This window comes from Streptomyces gottesmaniae, assembly GCF_031845845.1.
Lineage (GTDB): Bacteria > Actinomycetota > Actinomycetes > Streptomycetales > Streptomycetaceae > Streptomyces > Streptomyces akebiae.
On record NZ_JAVRFJ010000011.1, the window covers coordinates 119,421 to 136,301 of the forward strand.

Sequence of the window (16,881 nt, forward strand, 5' to 3'; positions counted from 1 at the left end):
CTAAGAGGTGACAGCCGCGGAGGGAATACGGACGCCGTTCACGGCGCTGTGCCTCTTCCCGGCCCCCGCCCGCACCGTCGGCCCACTCCCAAGCCGGTGGTCGGCTCCTGTCCGCAATGGACGGGGCCGGAAGCCGTTTTCCAACGTTCCGAGAGGTTGTTCGTGTCGGCCAGCACATCCCGTACGCTCCCGCCGGAGATCGCCGAGTCCGTCTCTGTCATGGCGCTCATTGAGCGGGGAAAGGCTGAGGGGCAGATCGCCGGCGACGATGTGCGTCGGGCCTTCGAAGCTGACCAGATTCCGGCCACTCAGTGGAAGAACGTACTGCGCAGCCTCAACCAGATCCTCGAGGAAGAGGGTGTGACGCTGATGGTCAGTGCCGCGGAGCCCAAGCGCACCCGAAAGAGCGTCGCAGCGAAGAGTCCGGCCAAGCGCACCGCCACCAAGACGGTCGCGGCGAAGACGGTGACCACCAAGAAGGCCACCGCCACAGCCGCCCCCGCGGTGCCCGCGGCCGACGCCTCCGCCGAGGACGTCGCACCCGCCAAGAAGGCCGCCGCCAAGAAGGCGGTCGCCAAGAAGGCGGCCCCCGCCAAGAAGACCGTCGCTGCCAAGAAGACGGCGGCCAAGAAGACGACCGGCAAGAAGGACGACGTCGAGCTGATCGACGAAGAGGTCCTCGAGGAGACCCCGGGCGGCAAGCCCGGCGAGGAGCCCGAGGGAACCGAGAGCGCCGGCTTCGTCCTGTCCGACGAGGACGAGGACGACGCGCCCGCCCAGCAGGTCGCGGCCGCCGGTGCCACCGCCGACCCGGTCAAGGACTACCTCAAGCAGATCGGCAAGGTCCCCCTGCTCAACGCCGAGCAGGAGGTCGAGCTCGCCAAGCGCATCGAGGCCGGGCTGTTCGCCGAGGACAAGCTGGCCAACGCGGACAAGCTCGCCCCGAAGCTCAAGCGCGAGCTCGAGATCATCGCCGAGGACGGCCGCCGCGCCAAGAACCACCTCCTGGAGGCCAACCTCCGTCTGGTGGTCTCCCTGGCCAAGCGCTACACCGGCCGCGGCATGCTCTTCCTGGACCTGATTCAGGAAGGCAACCTCGGTCTGATCCGCGCGGTCGAGAAGTTCGACTACACCAAGGGCTACAAGTTCTCCACCTACGCCACCTGGTGGATCCGGCAGGCGATCACCCGCGCCATGGCCGACCAGGCCCGCACCATCCGCATCCCGGTGCACATGGTCGAGGTCATCAACAAACTGGCGCGTGTGCAGCGTCAGATGCTCCAGGACCTGGGCCGCGAGCCCACCCCGGAGGAGCTGGCCAAGGAACTCGACATGACCCCCGAGAAGGTCATCGAGGTCCAGAAGTACGGCCGCGAGCCCATCTCCCTGCACACCCCGCTGGGCGAGGACGGCGACAGCGAGTTCGGTGACCTCATCGAGGACTCCGAGGCCGTCGTCCCGGCCGACGCGGTCAGCTTCACGCTCCTGCAGGAGCAGCTGCACTCGGTCCTCGACACGCTCTCCGAGCGCGAGGCCGGCGTCGTCTCCATGCGCTTCGGTCTCACCGACGGTCAGCCGAAGACCCTCGACGAGATCGGCAAGGTGTACGGCGTCACGCGTGAGCGCATCCGCCAGATCGAGTCCAAGACGATGTCCAAGCTGCGTCACCCGTCGCGCTCGCAGGTTCTGCGCGACTACCTGGACTAGGCGACCAGGCAGTACGCCACCGGCGCGCGTGGTCGGTCCGAAGGCCCGGTTCCCTCGAAGGAACCGGGCCTTCGGCGTGTGTGCGGCATGCGAAAGCCGATGCTGTGGATCACTCTGGGTGTGCCATCCAAGACCCGGAGTGAGGAGCGCGCATGCGTCGATCGTTCGCCCGACTGCTGGCCGTCGCGGCCGCCACGGCCGTCATACCGCTGGTCTCACCGCCGTCGGCGACGGCGGAGGTCGTCATCGGCGGTCATCCGGTCGAGATCTCCCAGGCCCCCTGGACGGTGGCGCTGTCCAGTCGTGACCGGTTCGGGGGTACGCGGGCCGGGCAGTTCTGCGGCGGTGTCGTGATCGGCCCCACGACGGTGCTGACGGCCGCCCACTGTCTCAGCGAGGGCGTGCTGGGCGGTCCACCGGAACGCCTCCCCGATCTCCGGGTCATCGCCGGCCGCGCCGAGCTGCAGTCGACCGGGGGAGAGGAGATCCCGGTGAGCGGCGCCTGGGTCAACCCCGCGTACGACCCCTATACGAACGCGGGGGACTTCGCCGTGGTGACCCTCGCCGCACCGCTGCCCGAGAGCTCCGTCATCGGACTGGCGGGCGCCGGGGACGCGGCGTATGCGCCGAGCACGCCGGCCACGGTCTACGGCTGGGGGGACACCACGGGCGCCGGGGACTACGCACAGGGCCTGCGGGCCGCCTCGGTGGAGGTGCTGGCCGACGTCGTCTGCGAGCGGGCCTATCCGGGCAGCGCGGAAGGTCGGTACCAGTCCGGGTCCATGGTGTGCGCCGGGGAGCAGAACGGCGGCCGGGACGCGTGCCAGGGGGACAGCGGAGGACCGCTGGTCGCCCGGGGGAAGCTGATCGGCCTCGTGTCGTGGGGCAGCGGCTGTGGGCTCGCCGGGAACCCCGGCGTCTACACCAGGGGCTCGTACGTGGCCCGGGTGCTGGCAGAGAGCCGCTGAGACGGCGCTGAGGGGCCGTACGCGGCCACGTGCCCTTGCGGGTGGGTGGGTGTGCGGGACGAGAGCGGGCGGCCACCCCGTGGGTACGGGAGTGGCCGCCCGGTCACCGGCCTCGAGCCGGTGGCGGCTCGTCGTCAGGTGCGAAGCGTCAGCGCTCGTCCTCTTCTGGAGTCGCGGGAACGGCCGTGAGCCGCTCCGTCTCGTCCTGTATCTCCGCGGCGATCTTCTTGAGCTCCGGCTCGAACTTGCGGCCGTGGTGGGCGCAGAACAGCAGCTCTCCACCGCTCAGCAGGACGACGCGCAGATAGGCCTGGGCGCCGCAGCGGTCGCATCGGTCAGCGGCCGTCAGCGGGGTCGCGGGGGTCAGAACAGTAGTCACGTCGCCTCTTCTCTAGCTCGACGAGCTGTCGTACCAGGGTCAACATCCAACCAGGCCGAAAACGTTCCCGCTCGCGGCTTTAACTCGAAAAAATCTTTCCGGGCCGGCTGTCTGCTGCCGGTTGGCGGCGAATGAGCCGTAGTGCGTGTCTTCGTGTCGTACGGGTTCGCGCTGTCTGTCGGTGGTTCTTCGGTGGTTCTGGTGGTTGTTCTTTCGGTTGTACGGTCCTCCCGGCTGGGTTGCCGGTTGTTCATGAGGACGTGCCCGGAGCCTAAATGGTTCATGCCTCGAAGGGAACGTGATATGTACTTCACCCCATCGAGGGATCGAACGTGTATGCGACTCTGGACTACTCTGAGTTTCGGACGAGGGTGGCGTTACAACGGCTCTACCAGGCCTCGGTACCCTCGGACCGGCAACAGAGCCCGGCCCCTTACCCAAATGGGCCTCACTTGAAATTCAGCGAGGAGCGAACCGCGTGACCGCCGATACGTCCGTGCCGTCCACAGCGCTGCTGACCGGAGCAGACCGGGACGGTTCCAACTACACCGCGCGGCACCTGCTCGTCCTCGAGGGGCTCGAGGCCGTGCGGAAGCGCCCCGGCATGTACATCGGCTCGACCGACAGTCGAGGCCTGATGCACTGTCTCTGGGAGATCATCGACAACTCCGTGGACGAGGCCCTCGGGGGCTACTGCGACCACATCGAGGTGATCCTCCGCGACGACGCCTCCGTGGAGGTGCGGGACAACGGCCGCGGCATCCCGGTCGACGTCGAACCCAAGACCGGGCTGTCCGGCGTCGAGGTCGTCATGACCAAGCTGCACGCCGGCGGAAAGTTCGGCGGCGGCTCGTACGCGGCCTCCGGTGGTCTGCACGGCGTGGGCGCCTCCGTGGTGAACGCGCTCTCCGCCCGCCTGGACGTCGAGGTCGACCGCAACGGCGCCACCCACGCCATCAGCTTCCGACGCGGCGTGCCCGGCGCCTTCGCGGGCAACGGTCCGGACGCCAAGTTCGAGGCGACCGGCGGCCTGCGCAAGGGCAAGCGGATCCCCAAGACGCGCACCGGCACGCGCGTGCGCTACTGGGCCGACCGCCAGATCTTCCTCAAGGACGCCAAGCTCTCTCTGGACAACCTGCACCAGCGCGCCCGCCAGACCGCCTTCCTCGTGCCCGGTCTCACGATCGTCGTCCGGGACGAGCTGGGCCTCGGTGAGGGCGGGAGCAAGGGCGAGGAGTCGTTCCGCTTCGATGGCGGCATCAGCGAGTTCTGCGAGTACCTGGCCTCCGACAAGCCGGTCTGCGACATCCTCCGCTTCTCCGGACAGGGCACTTTCAGGGAGACCGTGCCCGTTCTGGACGAGCACGGCCAGATGACGCCCACGCAGGTCACCCGCGAACTCGGCGTCGATGTCGCCATGCGCTGGGGCACCGGCTACGACACGACGCTCAAGTCGTTCGTGAACATCATCGCCACCCCCAAGGGCGGCACCCATGTCGCGGGCTTCGAACAGGCCGTGGCCACCACGATGAACGAGGTGCTGCGCACCAAGAAGATGCTGCGCGTGGCCGAGGACGACATCGTCAAGGACGACGCCCTCGAAGGCCTCACCGCCGTCGTCACCGTGCGGCTCGCCGAGCCGCAGTTCGAGGGTCAGACCAAGGAGGTCCTCGGCACCTCGGCCGCCCGGCGCATCGTGACGCAGGTGGTCGCCAAGGAGCTCAAGGCGTTCCTGACCTCCACCAAGCGGGACGCGGCCGCCCAGGCGCGGGTCGTCATGGAGAAGGCCGTCGCCGCCGCTCGTACGCGTATCGCCGCACGTCAGCACAAGGACGCGCAGCGTCGTAAGACGGCGCTGGAGTCGTCCTCGCTGCCGGCCAAGCTCGCCGACTGCCGCAGCGACGACGTGGAACGCAGCGAGCTGTTCATCGTCGAGGGGGACTCGGCGCTCGGTACGGCGAAGCTCGCCCGGAACTCCGAGTTCCAGGCGCTGCTGCCGATCCGGGGCAAGATCCTCAACGTCCAGAAGTCGTCCGTGACCGACATGCTCAAGAACGCCGAGTGCGGCGCGATCATCCAGGTCATAGGGGCGGGCTCGGGGCGCACCTTCGACATCGACGCGGCCCGTTACGGCAAGATCATCATGATGACCGACGCCGATGTGGACGGGTCGCACATCCGGTGTCTGCTGTTGACGCTCTTCCAGCGGTACATGCGGCCGATGGTCGAGGCAGGACGCGTCTTCGCGGCGGTCCCCCCGCTGCACCGGATCGAGCTCGTCCAGCCCAAGAAGGGGCAGGACAAGTACGTCTACACGTACTCGGACCGTGAGCTGCGCGACAAGCTGCTGGAGTTCCAGAGCAAGGGCGTCCGGTACAAGGACTCCATCCAGCGCTACAAGGGCCTCGGCGAGATGGACGCGGACCAGCTGGCGGAGACGACGATGGACCCGCGGCACCGCACCCTGCGGCGGATCAACCTCTCGGACCTGGAGGCGGCGGAGCAGGTCTTCGACCTGCTGATGGGGAACGACGTCGCACCGCGCAAGGAGTTCATCTCCAGCTCCGCGGCCACGCTGGACCGGTCGCGCATCGACGCGTAGCCGCTGTGTCGGGCCGAGGCAGATGCCCTCGGCCCGGCGGGTGGGCCGTGGGCACGTTTTCCCGGACGCGTGGCCCGTACGCGGCCCGGTGGGTCTCTTCTGCCGCAAGTGCGGGAGGCTGGCCGGGGTTTCACCTGATGGGGTGAACAATCGTGAAGAGGTACGTCAGGGGTCTTCCCGTTCTGTCCATGCTTGGGCATGCAGTCAAGCACCGGCCGTCCCCGTCGACGCGGGGGTGGTTCTGAGAGCCCGGTTGAGCAGCACGAGGGGCACGGCCTCGCCAGCGCGGACGTGCGGTTCGACGATCCCTGGTACGACGCGCTGGCCTCCGGCTGGGGGGAGTTGGACGGCCCCGGCGGACCGGCCCAGGCCGCCGTCGATGCGCGGGAGAGCCGGAGCGAGGCCGCGGCCGACGTCTATCTGGAGGTCCAGCGGAGCGCGGCCTTCCAGGAGGTCCGCAGCCGTTATCGCAGGTTCGTGATCCCGGGTGTCGCCGTCTTCTTCACCTGGTACGTGGCCTACGTCGTGACGGCGGTCACCGCCCCGGGACTGATGGCACGGCCGGTGGCGGGCGCGGTGAACGTGGCGATGCTGGCGGGGCTCGGGCAGTTCCTCACGACGTTCCTGTTCACCTGGGCGTACGCGCGCCACGCGAGGCTGCGCCGGGACCGGGCGGCGCTCGATCTGCGCTGGGACACCCAGGAGTTGACGCGCGGCGTCAGAGGGGGCGTGCGGTGAACGTCGACCATCAGACGCTGGCGCTGGTCTTGTTCAGCGCGTTCGTGGCGGTCACGTTGGGCATCACGACGTGGGTGAGCCGTAGTCGGCATGGCTCCGCCGAGGAGTTCTACGCGGGCGGTCGGCTGTTCTCGCCGATGGAGAATGGTTTTGCCATCGCGGGTGACTACATGTCCGCCGCCTCCTTCCTCGGCATCTCCGGGCTCATCGCGCTCTTCGGGTACGACGGGCTGCTCTACTCCGTTGGCTTCCTGGTCGCCTGGCTCGTGGTGCTGTTCCTGGTGGCCGAACTGGTGCGCAACTGCGGGCGGTTCACACTCGCCGACGTCGTGGCGTCGCGGATGAGCGAACGGCCGGTGCGGATCGCGGCGGGAACTTCCTCGGTGACCGTGTCCGTTCTGTATCTGGTGGCGCAGATGGTCGGAGCGGGCACCCTCGTCGCCTTGCTGCTGGGAGGAGAGGGCGAGGGGGCGCAGACCTGGACGGTCATCGGGGTCGGCGCTCTCATGGTCGTCTATGTGTCGTTGGGAGGGATGCGGGCCACCACCTGGATCCAGATCGTGAAAGCGGTCCTGCTGATGGGCGGGGCGATCGCCCTGACCGTGCTCGTCCTGGTGCGGTTCCACGGTGACTTCGACCAGTTGCTGCGGACGGCGGCCGAGCGCAGCGGACACGGCGACGCGTTCCTCGCGCCCGGACTGAGGTACGGCGGGGACTGGATCGCGCGGTTCGACTTCATCAGCCTCGGGCTCGCCCTGGTGCTGGGCACGGCCGGACTCCCGCACATCCTCTCGCGCTTCTACACCGTGCCGACGGCGCGGGCCGCACGCCGCTCGGTCGTCTGGTCGATCGGTCTCATCGGCGGCTTCTACCTGATGACGATCGTGCTGGGTTTCGGCGCGGCCGCCATCGTCGGCCCGGAGGCCGTACGGGGCTCCAACGCGGCCGGGAACACCGCGGTGCCGCTCCTGGCCCTGGACCTGGGCGGCGGCGCCGACTCCACCGGCGGAACGGTTCTGTTCGCGATCGTCGCGGCCATCGCGTTCGCCACGATCCTCGCGGTCGTGGCCGGAATCACCCTCGCGTCGTCGGCGTCCGTGGCCCATGACCTGTACGCGTCGCTGCGGCGCAGGCGGTCGAAGCCGCACAGCGAAGTCGCGGTGGCGCGCACGGCCGCCGTCGGTATCGGCGTGGTCGCGATCGCGCTCGGGCTGCTGGCCAAGGACCTCAACGTGGCCTTCCTGGTCGGCCTCGCCTTCGCGGTCGCCGCCTCCGCCAACCTGCCCGTCCTGCTGTACTCGCTGTTCTGGCGGCGGTTCACCACCCGTGGGGCGGTGTGGTCCGTGTACGGCGGACTGGTCCCTTCCGTGGTCCTCGTGCTGCTGTCGCCGGTGGTCTCGGGGAGCGCCGACTCGCTGTTCCCCGACGTCGACTTCCAGTACTTCCCGTTGCAGAACCCCGGCCTCGTCTCCATCCCGCTGGGCTTCCTCGTCGGCTGGCTCGGCACGGTCACCTCGGCCGAGCCGCCGGACGAGGCGAAGCACGCGGAGACCGAGGTGCGGTCGCTCACGGGAGCGGGGGCGGTGTGAGCGCTTCGGAGGCGCCCCGGACATGCTTGCCCACCTTGCGGGTTCCCCAGAGCGCATGCGCACCCAGGAGGTCCCTCACGCGCGAGTCGCCCACTCGTAGCGGTGTTCCGGGCGGCCGGCGTCGCCGTACTTGAGGGTCAGCCGGGCCCGTCCCGTGCGTTCCAGGAGCTTCAGATAGCGCTGGGCGGTCTGGCGGCTCAGGCCCGTCCGCTCGGCGATCTCCTGGGCGGACAACGCCCCCTCGGCGGTCATCAGGGCACGGCGCACGAGTTCGGTGGTCGTGGGGGAGTGCCCCTTGGGCAGGTCCGGTTCGCCGCCCGCCGAGAGTGCGCCGAAGATCCGGTCGACCTCGGCCTGTTCGGCCTCACCGCCGCCGTCCAGGGTGCGCCGCAGCTCCGCGTACGCCTCCAGCTTCGCCCGCAGCCCGGCGAACGCGAACGGCTTCACCAGGTACTGGAGCGCGCCCTGGCGCATCGCGGCCTGGACGGTCGAGACGTCACGGGCCGCCGTCACCATGATGACGTCGGTCTCATGACCCCGGCGACGCATCTCCTGGACGACCACGAGGCCGGTGCCGTCCGGCAGATAGTGGTCCAGGAGGACCAGGTCCACATGGGGCAGCGTCTCCAGCAGGTGCAACGCCTCTGCCGCGTTGTGGGCCACACCGGCGACGTGGAAGCCGGCGACCTTCTCCACGTAGGCGGCGTTGACGCGGGCGACTCTGGTGTCGTCGTCCACGATCAGGACCTCGATCATCGCGACTCCTTGTCGGCGACAGTGACGGCGGCTTCGGCTTCCTGCTGCGGGTCCGGTTCGGCGAGTGCGTCGGGCAGGACGACGGTGAACTCCGCGCCCCCGCCCGCCGCCTCGCCGACCTGGACGCTGCCTCCCTGTCGCTCGGCGAGCCGGCGCACCAGGGAGAGCCCGATGCCTCGTTCGCGATGGGCCGGGCGCGTCTTGGTGGACCAGCCGTCCGTGAAGATCAACTCCCGTTTGTCGGGTGGCACTCCGGGGCCCGTGTCCCGTACCCGGAGGATCGCCGTACGGCCCTCGGCGCGCAGATCGACCTCCACGCGCGCGTGGGGTGTGCCCGCGACGGCGTCCAGGGCGTTGTCGACGAGGTTGCCGACGACGGTGACCAAGCCTCGGGGGTCGATCAACCGGTCCGGCAGCAGGGTGCCGCCCGCGACCGACAGGGCCACTCCGCGCTCGGCCGCGACGGTCGCCTTGCCGACCAGCACCGCGGCCAGCAGGGGATCGTGGATCTTCTCGGTGACCTGCTCGGCGGTCGCCCGATGGTCGCCGACCACCTCGCCGACGAACTCCACGGCCTCGTCGTACAGCTCCAGTTCGAGCAGGCCGAGGAGCGTGTGCATCCGGTTGGCGTGCTCGTGGTCCTGGGCGCGCAGGGCGTCCGTCAGACCGCGCGTGGAGTCGAGTTCACGGCCCAGCTGCTCCAACTCGGTGCGGTCGCGGAGGGTGGCGACGGCGCCCCCGTCGTCCGTGGGCATGCGGTTGGCGACCAGCACGCGGTGGCCGCGCACGGTCAGCAGATCGGTGCCCGTGACCCGCCCGGCCAGCACATCGGTCGTACGGCCGGGGCCGAGCGCGTCGTCGAGCGACCTGCCGACCGCCTCGTCACCGATCCCGAGCAGTCGCCGTGCCTCGTCGTTGAGAAGGCGCACGCGCCCGGCGCGGTCCAGCGCGACCACGCCCTCCCGGATGCCGTGCAGCATCGCCTCACGCTCCGCCAACAGCCCCGCGATGTCGGAGAAGGCCAGGTCGCGGGTCTGACGATGCACCCGTCGGGAGATCAGATACGCGGCCAGAGCCCCGACCGCCATGGCGCCGCCCGCGTACGCCAGGAGCCCGGGGATCGCGTGGATCAGCCGGGCACGCACGCTGTCGTACTCGATCCCCACCGAGACGGCGCCGACGATCTTCCCGTCGGTGTCGCGCAGCGGCACCTTGCCCCGGGCCGAGCGCCCGAGGGTCCCCGAGTCGATCTCCATGACCTCGTTGCCGGCCAGGGCGCGGCGCGGGTCGGTGGAGACGAGCCCGCCGATCTCCACCGGATCGGGGTGCGACCAGCGCACCCCGTCGCGGTCCATCACGACCACGTACTCGGCCCCGCTGGCCTTCCGGATCCGCTCCGCCTCGACCTGGACGGGGCCGTTCACGGACGGCCGTGTCGCGACCAGGTCCTCCGCGATCTGCGGCTGGGCCGCCGTGGTCTGCGCTATGGCGAGGGCCCGGCGCATCGCCTGGTCGTCCAGCTGATCGCTGAGCGGTGCGAGGAACAGCCCGGTCGCGAGGACGGCGACACCGGCGGCGATCGCCACCTGCATCAGCAGAACCTGCGAGAACACCCGCCGCGGCATACCGAGACGCAGACGGCGTGCGGGGGGAGTGGGGCTCATACCCATGACGGTACGTGGACGGGGTGGGCCGGTCGTAGTGGGGTGTGGCGCGTATCTCACCCGCCGGGTGTTTGCGCGACGGCGCAGGCCGTAGCGATTCGGTGGGAGCGGCGGTTCCTCGGACGGCCGCGGCCGCCGGTCTGCGGCGGGGGCTGCGCGGTGGCTAGCGGGCGGCCGCGGGCGTCAGCCGGCGTACGGCCAGCACGTCCATCCTCGTGGGGGAGCCCAGCGCGGAACCGCAGCTCTCCCGGCGGGGCGGCTCGGCGGTGCCCTGGGCGACGGCGACGGTCCAGCGGCGGCCGTCGGTGTGGGCGACGACGACGTCCCAGCGGGGAGCCGTGCCGTCCGTGCGGACCACGGTCAGGGCGCCGGCGGTGTCCTCGCCGGACGTCGTGCGCACCGCCAGCTCGGCAGCCTGCCCGGGGCGTTCCCAGGCGGAGCTTCCGCGGCACCCCTCGGTGACGACACGGCCCTCCCGTACGCCTTGCAGGACCTCCTTGACGTGGTGGGCCTCGGCGCGGCCGTACACGTATCCGAAGGGCAGCACGAGGAGGGTCGGGGAGAAGCGGTGACCACCCAGATGGGTGACTTCCCAGGTCTCCTCGACCCCGGAGGCGGCCAGTTCGGCGGCGAGCGGGCGGCCGAGGACCGCGCAGCAGCGGTCGCGCTTGCCGTTGGTGCAGACGAGGGCGAGCGGGTCACCGGTGTGGGGCCGCCCCCGCAGAACCGTCCCGAAGGTGCGGTGATCGCCCCGGCCGAGTGCGGCGAGATCGAGGTCGAGCAGCCGCTCGGGCTCGGACGTCGCGGCACTGTGCAGCCAGACGTTGCCGGGAGCGGTGTGGGCCACGTACACCCGGCGCTCGCGGACCTCGCGGCAGTCCGCGTGGCGGCCGGGGCGCCGGATGAGCGCCACGCGCACGCCGGTGCCCTCCGCCGCGGCTTCCAGGGCGCGGCCGAGCACCGGGTCGAGGTGGCTCGAGGTGAGCGCCTTGACGCCCCAGGGGCCCGGCTGTTCCAGCAGCAGCCATGTCCTCGCCGTGGCGGCGGTCCCCGCGAGAGGCTCGTCGAGGTGTCGGGACGCGGATGTGCACGTACTCACAGAGGTGAGCCTAACCTGACTTCCTCGCGACCGAATTCCGGCTGGGCCGAAGGAAGGGGTGGGAGCGCGGCTCGCTTGCGGCTCACTGTCGCGGGGCGGCGGTGCGGGACGGCGGCGCGAGGGGCCCGCGCTGTAGTGCAGGCGAGCCCCCGTTCAGGATCAGGCGTCGGGGATGTCCGACTTTGCCCGGATGAGAGTCTCGCGGCTGATGACCACGATCCTCTCGTAGTCAGCGCGCGAGGCGTCGGCGGGAAGCTCGGGGTCGAGTTTCTCTGTCCGATCTGTACCGATTACTGCGAAGTTGCCGTCTTGCAGTTCGAAGATGTCTGGGCACGTCTGCCCCGCGGCGCTGCCCCTCTCGCGGGGCGAGGCACCGATGCGGCGCACGATTTTCAACGGGTTCGATCCTTGGGTCATGAGTAGTGATGTGAGCGGGGACAACTTTGCCTCATGAACCTGGTGGATGCGCATGCATCGAAGGCGCGATGGAGTGAAGCGGGAGGCAGGGGTCGCGCTGGGCGAAGCGAGCGCCGTGGGGAGTGAGGACGGGAGGCCACGCCCTCATTCGGCGGGAGGTTCACCCACGACCCACCACTCGTCCGTGCTGGCCTCCTCCAGGTCGTTGATCAAGGCGTCCACCATCCTGCCGATCTCCGACTCCTCCGAGCCCTCCTTCAGGCTCGACCTGTGGTGGCGCGTGGCGGCCCAGTAGTCGCGCATCAGGGTGCTCTGGAAGATGCCGCGGAGGTGCCCGTACAACTCGGCCCGGCTGAAGACGCCGACCCGGTACCCCTGGAGGACGTGGGTGTACAGCAGGTTGGCGAAGAGGTACTGCCGTTGCCGGTCCGTGGACAGTTCCTCTTCGTAGGCGTTCAGCACGGGCAGCAGGGTGGGGTCCGCTGCCGCCTTCATGACCAGGTCGAAATTGTGCCGCTGATAGGCGGTCAGTGCCGTGCGCTGTTCCGTCTCGCGTTCCAGCCGTTCCAGGCGCCGGAGCAGGATGCTGATGCGCCGCTCCACGACGAACGCGCCCAGCGCTCCCACCGCGAAGGCGAGACCCGCTGTCGCGGCGGGGCCGAGTCCCCGCGCCCCATGATTCTGTGTGGCCATGTCAATCCCCGATTCAGGCGGCCGTCCGCCGGTCGTCGGGTGTGGGTCGACAGGTTGGGGACCGGCGAGCGGTGGGCGGCGCTTGCCGTCTCCCAGTGTCGCCGAGAGACGCCGGTCCACCGGGAGGCGGAGAGGAGGCGCACGGAAGGATGCGTGGGTCGCGCGACCCGGCGCCATGCCCATCGTGTGCCCCACGGGCGCCGCTGACAATCTCTCCCTCGGCGGGGTGCGGCACCCCTCGTATCCTGGTGCGGCATTCGATCGACGCGGGAGAGCAACGGGGTGAGTGAGGGCGCGTGTTGAGTCAGTCGTCGAGCCGGGGCCTGGGACCGAGTCCACGGCGTGCTCCCCAGATCCCCGTGGTCGTCCTCGCCGGGTTCCTCGGATCCGGCAAGACCACCCTGCTGAACCACCTGCTCCACCGCAGCGGCGGCAGCCGTATCGGCGCCGTGGTCAACGACTTCGGCGCGATCGAGATCGACGCGATGGCCGTGGCCGGGGCGCTCGGGGACTCCACCGTGTCACTGGGCAACGGATGCCTGTGCTGTGCCGTCGACGTCGGGGAACTGGATCAGTATCTGGAGCGCCTCGCCGATCCCGCCGCCGGGATCGACGTCATCGTCATCGAGGCGAGCGGGCTCGCCGAGCCGCAGGAACTCGTGCGGATGGTGCTCGCCAGCGAGAATCCCCGGGTGGTGTACGGCGGGCTCGTCGAGGTCGTCGACGCGGCCGAGTTCGCGCAGACCCGGCAGCGGCATCCCGAGATCGACCGCCATCTCGCCATCGCCGACCTCGTGGTCGTCAACAAGCTCGACCGGGCCGAGGACGGGACGGGAATCCTGGCGCTCGTCCGCTCGCTCAGCGACCGTGCGGCGGTCGTACCCGCGACCTACGGGCGCATCGACCCCGAGTTCCTTTTCGACTGCAGGCCCTCCGAGGAGCGCATCGGCCAGCTCTCCTTCGATGATCTGCACCGGCACGACCACGACGAGCATCCCGGGGCGGACGGGGACGATCACGGTGGGCATCTGCACACCGGCTACGACAGCGTCGCCTTCGTCTCCGACGCGCCGATCGATCCCCGGCGGCTCATGGAGTTCCTGGACGGGCGGGCCGAGGGGCTCTACCGCATCAAGGGCTACGTGGACTTCGGGCCGTACGACCCCGTGAACCGCTACGCCGTGCACGCCGTCGGGCGGTTCCTGCGGTTCTACCCCGAGCCGTGGGCGGACGGGGACGGAGCCGGCGACGACAACCGGGTCAGTCAGCTCGTGCTCATCGGGGCGGGAATCGACGCCCCGGCCCTGACCAAGGAGCTGGAGGCGTGCAAGGACACGAAGGACGCCCCGCACACCGACGAGCACGGCATGTGGGGCGTCCTTCGCTACGTACGGGAGGCGGAGGCCGAGGAACCCGAGGCCTCCTACGACACCCTGTGAGGGGCTCCGCTCACCGAACCCTCAGACTCCCGCTCACACAGGTCCCGCCACCGACGCCACCGTCTTGCCCAGGGACACGCCCGAGCCGTCGCGACGCGGGTCCATCTCCGGGAGGTCCGCCGGCATGCCGTTCTTCTGCGCGGCGCGGGCCGGGGCGGGCCCCGCCCAGGCGACGGACAGGCAGTCCTCGCCCTTGAGGAACCGCTGGCAGCGGACACCGCCCGTGGCGCGGCCCTTGCGGGGGTACTGGTCGAACGGGGTCAGCTTGGCCGTGGTCTGCACGGAGTCGTCCAGGGTGCCCCGGGAACCGGCGACGGTGAACACCACCGCGTCCACGGCCGGGTCGACGGCCGTGAAGGAGATGACCTTCGCGCCCTCGGTGAGCTTGACGCCCGTCATGCCACCGGCCGGACGGCCCTGCGGGCGGACCTGGGCGGCCTGGTAGCGCAGCAGCTGGGCGTCGTCCGTGATGAAGACCAGGTCCTCCTCGCCGGTGCGCAGCTCGACCGCGCCGACGATCCGGTCGCCCTCCCTGAGCGTGATGACCTCCAGCTCCCCCTTGTTGGACGGGTAGTCGGGGACCACGCGCTTGACGACGCCCTGCTCGGTGCCGATGGCCAGCCCGGGCGACGACTCGTCGAGCGTCATCAGGCAGATGACCGTCTCGCCGTCCTGGAGGGAGAGGAACTCCGCGAGCGGGGCGCCGCCCGAGAGGTTGGGGGCCGCCGCCGTGTCCGGCAGCTGCGGCAGATCGACCACGTTCAGGCGTAGCAGGCGGCCGGTCGAGGTCACCGCGCCCACCTCGCCCCGGGCCGTCGCGGGGACCGCCGAGACGATGACGTCGTGCTTGACCCGCTTGGCGTCCGCGTCCGCCGCGAAGGGCTCCCCGTTGGCCGTACGGGCCAGCAGCCCCGTCGACGACAGCAGAACCCGGCACGGGTCGTCGGCGACCTGGAGCGGAACGGCGGCCACCGGGCTGCCCGAGGACTCCAGCAGGACCGTACGACGCTCGGTGCCGAACTTCTTCGCCACCGCGGCCAGTTCGCCGGAGACCAGCTTGCGCAGCTCCGCGTCCGACTCCAGGATCCGGGTCAGCTCGGTGATCTCGGCGTTGAGCCTGTCCTTCTCGGACTCCAGCTCGATGCGGTCGAACCGGGTGAGACGGCGCAGCGGCGTGTCGAGGATGTACTGCGTCTGGATGTCCGACAGGGAGAAGCGCTCGATCAAGCGCTCCTTGGCCTGCGCGGAGTTGTCGCTGGAGCGGATCAGACGGATGACCTCGTCGATGTCCACCAGCGCGGTGAGCAGGCCCTCGACCAGGTGGAGCCGGTCGCGCTTCTTGGCGCGGCGGAACTCCGAGCGGCGCCGGACGACCTCGAAGCGGTGGTCGAGGTAGACCTCCAGCAGTTCCTTGAGGCCCAGGGTGAGGGGCTGGCCGTCGACCAGGGCCACGTTGTTGATGCCGAAGGACTCCTCCATCGGCGTGAGCTTGTACAGCTGCTCCAGGACGGCCTCCGGCACGAAGCCGTTCTTGATCTCGATGACCAGGCGCAGGCCGTGCGCGCGGTCGGTCAGGTCCTTGACGTCGGCGATGCCCTGCAGCTTCTTCGCGCCGACCAGGTCCTTGATCTTGGCGATCACCTTCTCCGGGCCGACGGTGAACGGCAGTTCCGTGACGATCAGGCCCTTGCGGCGAGCCGTGACGTTGTCCACCGACACCGTGGCGCGGATCTTGAAGGTGCCGCGGCCCGTGGCGTACGCGTCCTTGATCCCGGAGAGGCCGACGATCCGGCCGCCGGTCGGCAGGTCGGGGCCCGGGACGTGCTTCATCAGCGTGTCCAGGTCGGCGTTCGGGTGCCGGATGAGGTGGCGGGCGGCCGCGATGACCTCGCTCAGGTTGTGCGGCGGCATGTTGGTCGCCATCCCGACGGCGATGCCGGAGGCGCCGTTGACCAGCAGGTTCGGGAAGGCGGCGGGCAGCGCCACCGGCTCCTGCTCCTGGCCGTCGTAGTTCGGCGCGAAGTCGACCGTGTTCTCGTCGATCGACTCCGTCATCAGGCTCGTCGCGTCGGCCATCCGGCACTCGGTGTACCGCATGGCGGCCGGCGGGTCGTCGTTGCCCAGGGAGCCGAAGTTGCCGTGGCCGTCGACCAGGGGGAGCCGCATGGAGAAGGGCTGGGCGAGGCGCACCAGGGCGTCGTAGATCGACGAGTCGCCGTGCGGGTGCAACTTACCCATGACCTCGCCGACGACGCGGGCGCACTTCACGTAGCCGCGGTCGGGGCGAAGGCCCATCTCGTTCATCTGGTAGACGATCCGGCGGTGCACCGGCTTCAGACCGTCACGGGCGTCCGGCAGGGCTCGGGAGTAGATGACCGAGTACGCGTACTCCAGGAAGGAGCCCTGCATCTCGTCGACGACGTCGATGTCGAGGATCCGCTCCTCGAACGCGTCGTCGGGCGGCGGGGTCTTCGTGCTGCGGCGGGCCATCGCTGCCGGCTCCTCTTTTTCTGGTCGCTCACCTACGGGGCGCTCACGTGTCCGGCTCACTCTCACCGAGACGTGAACGGGAACTGACGCGCACCATTGTGGACTGCCGCACTGACAAGCCCGACACGACCCGGCACCGACCGCCGGGCTCGCCTCCCGAGCCGCCGCGTCAACAGCGTGCGCCGACTCTAACCAGCGACCGTCGAACGCAACCCCCGTCTCGCTCTCGGCGTACGAGCCCCGGGAACTTCTCCAGGGGTCCGCGCGCTTGCATACAGTGGCAGGACCGGCAGGAAACAGCGGTTTCCGCGACGACTCCACGACGGCGACCGCCAAGGAT

Annotated in this window: 13 protein-coding genes; 6 read left to right on the plus strand and 7 right to left on the minus strand. The window is 69.9% G+C overall.

What is annotated here, in order from left to right:
- Positions 1–156: 156 nt before the first annotated feature.
- Together RM704_RS14810 and RM704_RS14815 are read left to right on the plus strand one after the other, a co-directional pair.
- Positions 157–1,707: an RNA polymerase sigma factor gene (locus RM704_RS14810; protein WP_311590630.1), complete on the plus strand. Its 1,551-nt coding sequence runs from the start codon at positions 157–159 to the stop codon at positions 1,705–1,707.
- Between the two features lie 152 nt (positions 1,708–1,859).
- Positions 1,860–2,675: a S1 family peptidase gene (locus RM704_RS14815; protein WP_033525158.1), complete on the plus strand. Its 816-nt coding sequence runs from the start codon at positions 1,860–1,862 to the stop codon at positions 2,673–2,675.
- 148 nt (positions 2,676–2,823) lie between these two features.
- On the opposite strand, the gene RM704_RS14820 is transcribed toward RM704_RS14815, so the two are convergent.
- Complete coding sequence (locus tag RM704_RS14820) at positions 2,824–3,054, minus strand: DUF7455 domain-containing protein (RefSeq protein WP_220646173.1); 231 nt, start codon at positions 3,052–3,054, stop codon at positions 2,824–2,826.
- Between the two features lie 478 nt (positions 3,055–3,532).
- On the opposite strand from RM704_RS14820, the gene RM704_RS14825 reads away from it, so the two are divergent.
- From RM704_RS14825 to RM704_RS14835, 3 genes are all read left to right on the plus strand, one after another.
- Complete coding sequence (locus tag RM704_RS14825; protein WP_033525160.1) at positions 3,533–5,656, plus strand: DNA gyrase/topoisomerase IV subunit B; 2,124 nt, start codon at positions 3,533–3,535, stop codon at positions 5,654–5,656.
- Positions 5,657–5,854: 198 nt separating this feature from the next.
- Positions 5,855–6,394: a DUF485 domain-containing protein gene (locus RM704_RS14830; protein ID WP_078936936.1), complete on the plus strand. Its 540-nt coding sequence runs from the start codon at positions 5,855–5,857 to the stop codon at positions 6,392–6,394.
- Complete coding sequence (locus RM704_RS14835) at positions 6,391–7,983, plus strand: monocarboxylic acid transporter (RefSeq protein WP_033525162.1); 1,593 nt, start codon at positions 6,391–6,393, stop codon at positions 7,981–7,983. Before RM704_RS14830 ends, RM704_RS14835 begins: the two co-directional genes overlap by 4 nt.
- A 75-nt stretch (positions 7,984–8,058) precedes the next feature.
- On the opposite strand, the gene RM704_RS14840 is transcribed toward RM704_RS14835, so the two are convergent.
- From RM704_RS14840 to RM704_RS14860, 5 genes are all read right to left on the minus strand, one after another.
- Entirely contained in the window at positions 8,059–8,739 is a 681-nt protein-coding gene (locus RM704_RS14840; protein ID WP_033525163.1) for a response regulator, read from the minus strand.
- Positions 8,736–10,403: an ATP-binding protein gene (locus RM704_RS14845; RefSeq protein ID WP_033525164.1), complete on the minus strand. Its 1,668-nt coding sequence runs from the start codon at positions 10,401–10,403 to the stop codon at positions 8,736–8,738. The genes RM704_RS14840 and RM704_RS14845 overlap by 4 nt, the downstream gene beginning before the upstream one ends.
- A 163-nt stretch (positions 10,404–10,566) precedes the next feature.
- Positions 10,567–11,502 (minus strand): ferredoxin family protein, encoded by a 936-nt coding sequence (locus RM704_RS14850; RefSeq protein WP_033525165.1) that lies wholly within the window; start codon positions 11,500–11,502, stop codon positions 10,567–10,569.
- Between the two features lie 159 nt (positions 11,503–11,661).
- Entirely contained in the window at positions 11,662–11,898 is a 237-nt protein-coding gene (locus tag RM704_RS14855) for a hypothetical protein (protein WP_033525166.1), read from the minus strand.
- Positions 11,899–12,063: 165 nt separating this feature from the next.
- Positions 12,064–12,612 (minus strand): DUF6082 family protein, encoded by a 549-nt coding sequence (locus RM704_RS14860; protein ID WP_033525167.1) that lies wholly within the window; start codon positions 12,610–12,612, stop codon positions 12,064–12,066.
- Positions 12,613–12,911: 299 nt separating this feature from the next.
- Here RM704_RS14860 and RM704_RS14865 point away from each other — a divergent pair, with 299 nt between their 5' ends.
- Positions 12,912–14,051 (plus strand): CobW family GTP-binding protein, encoded by a 1,140-nt coding sequence (locus tag RM704_RS14865; RefSeq protein ID WP_033525270.1) that lies wholly within the window; start codon positions 12,912–12,914, stop codon positions 14,049–14,051.
- A gap of 33 nt (positions 14,052–14,084) precedes the next feature.
- Here the strand turns inward: RM704_RS14865 and RM704_RS14870 are convergent, their stop codons facing one another.
- Positions 14,085–16,541, minus strand: coding sequence for a DNA gyrase/topoisomerase IV subunit A (locus RM704_RS14870; protein WP_033525168.1), 2,457 nt, complete (start codon positions 16,539–16,541; stop codon positions 14,085–14,087).
- Positions 16,542–16,881 lie beyond the last annotated feature (340 nt).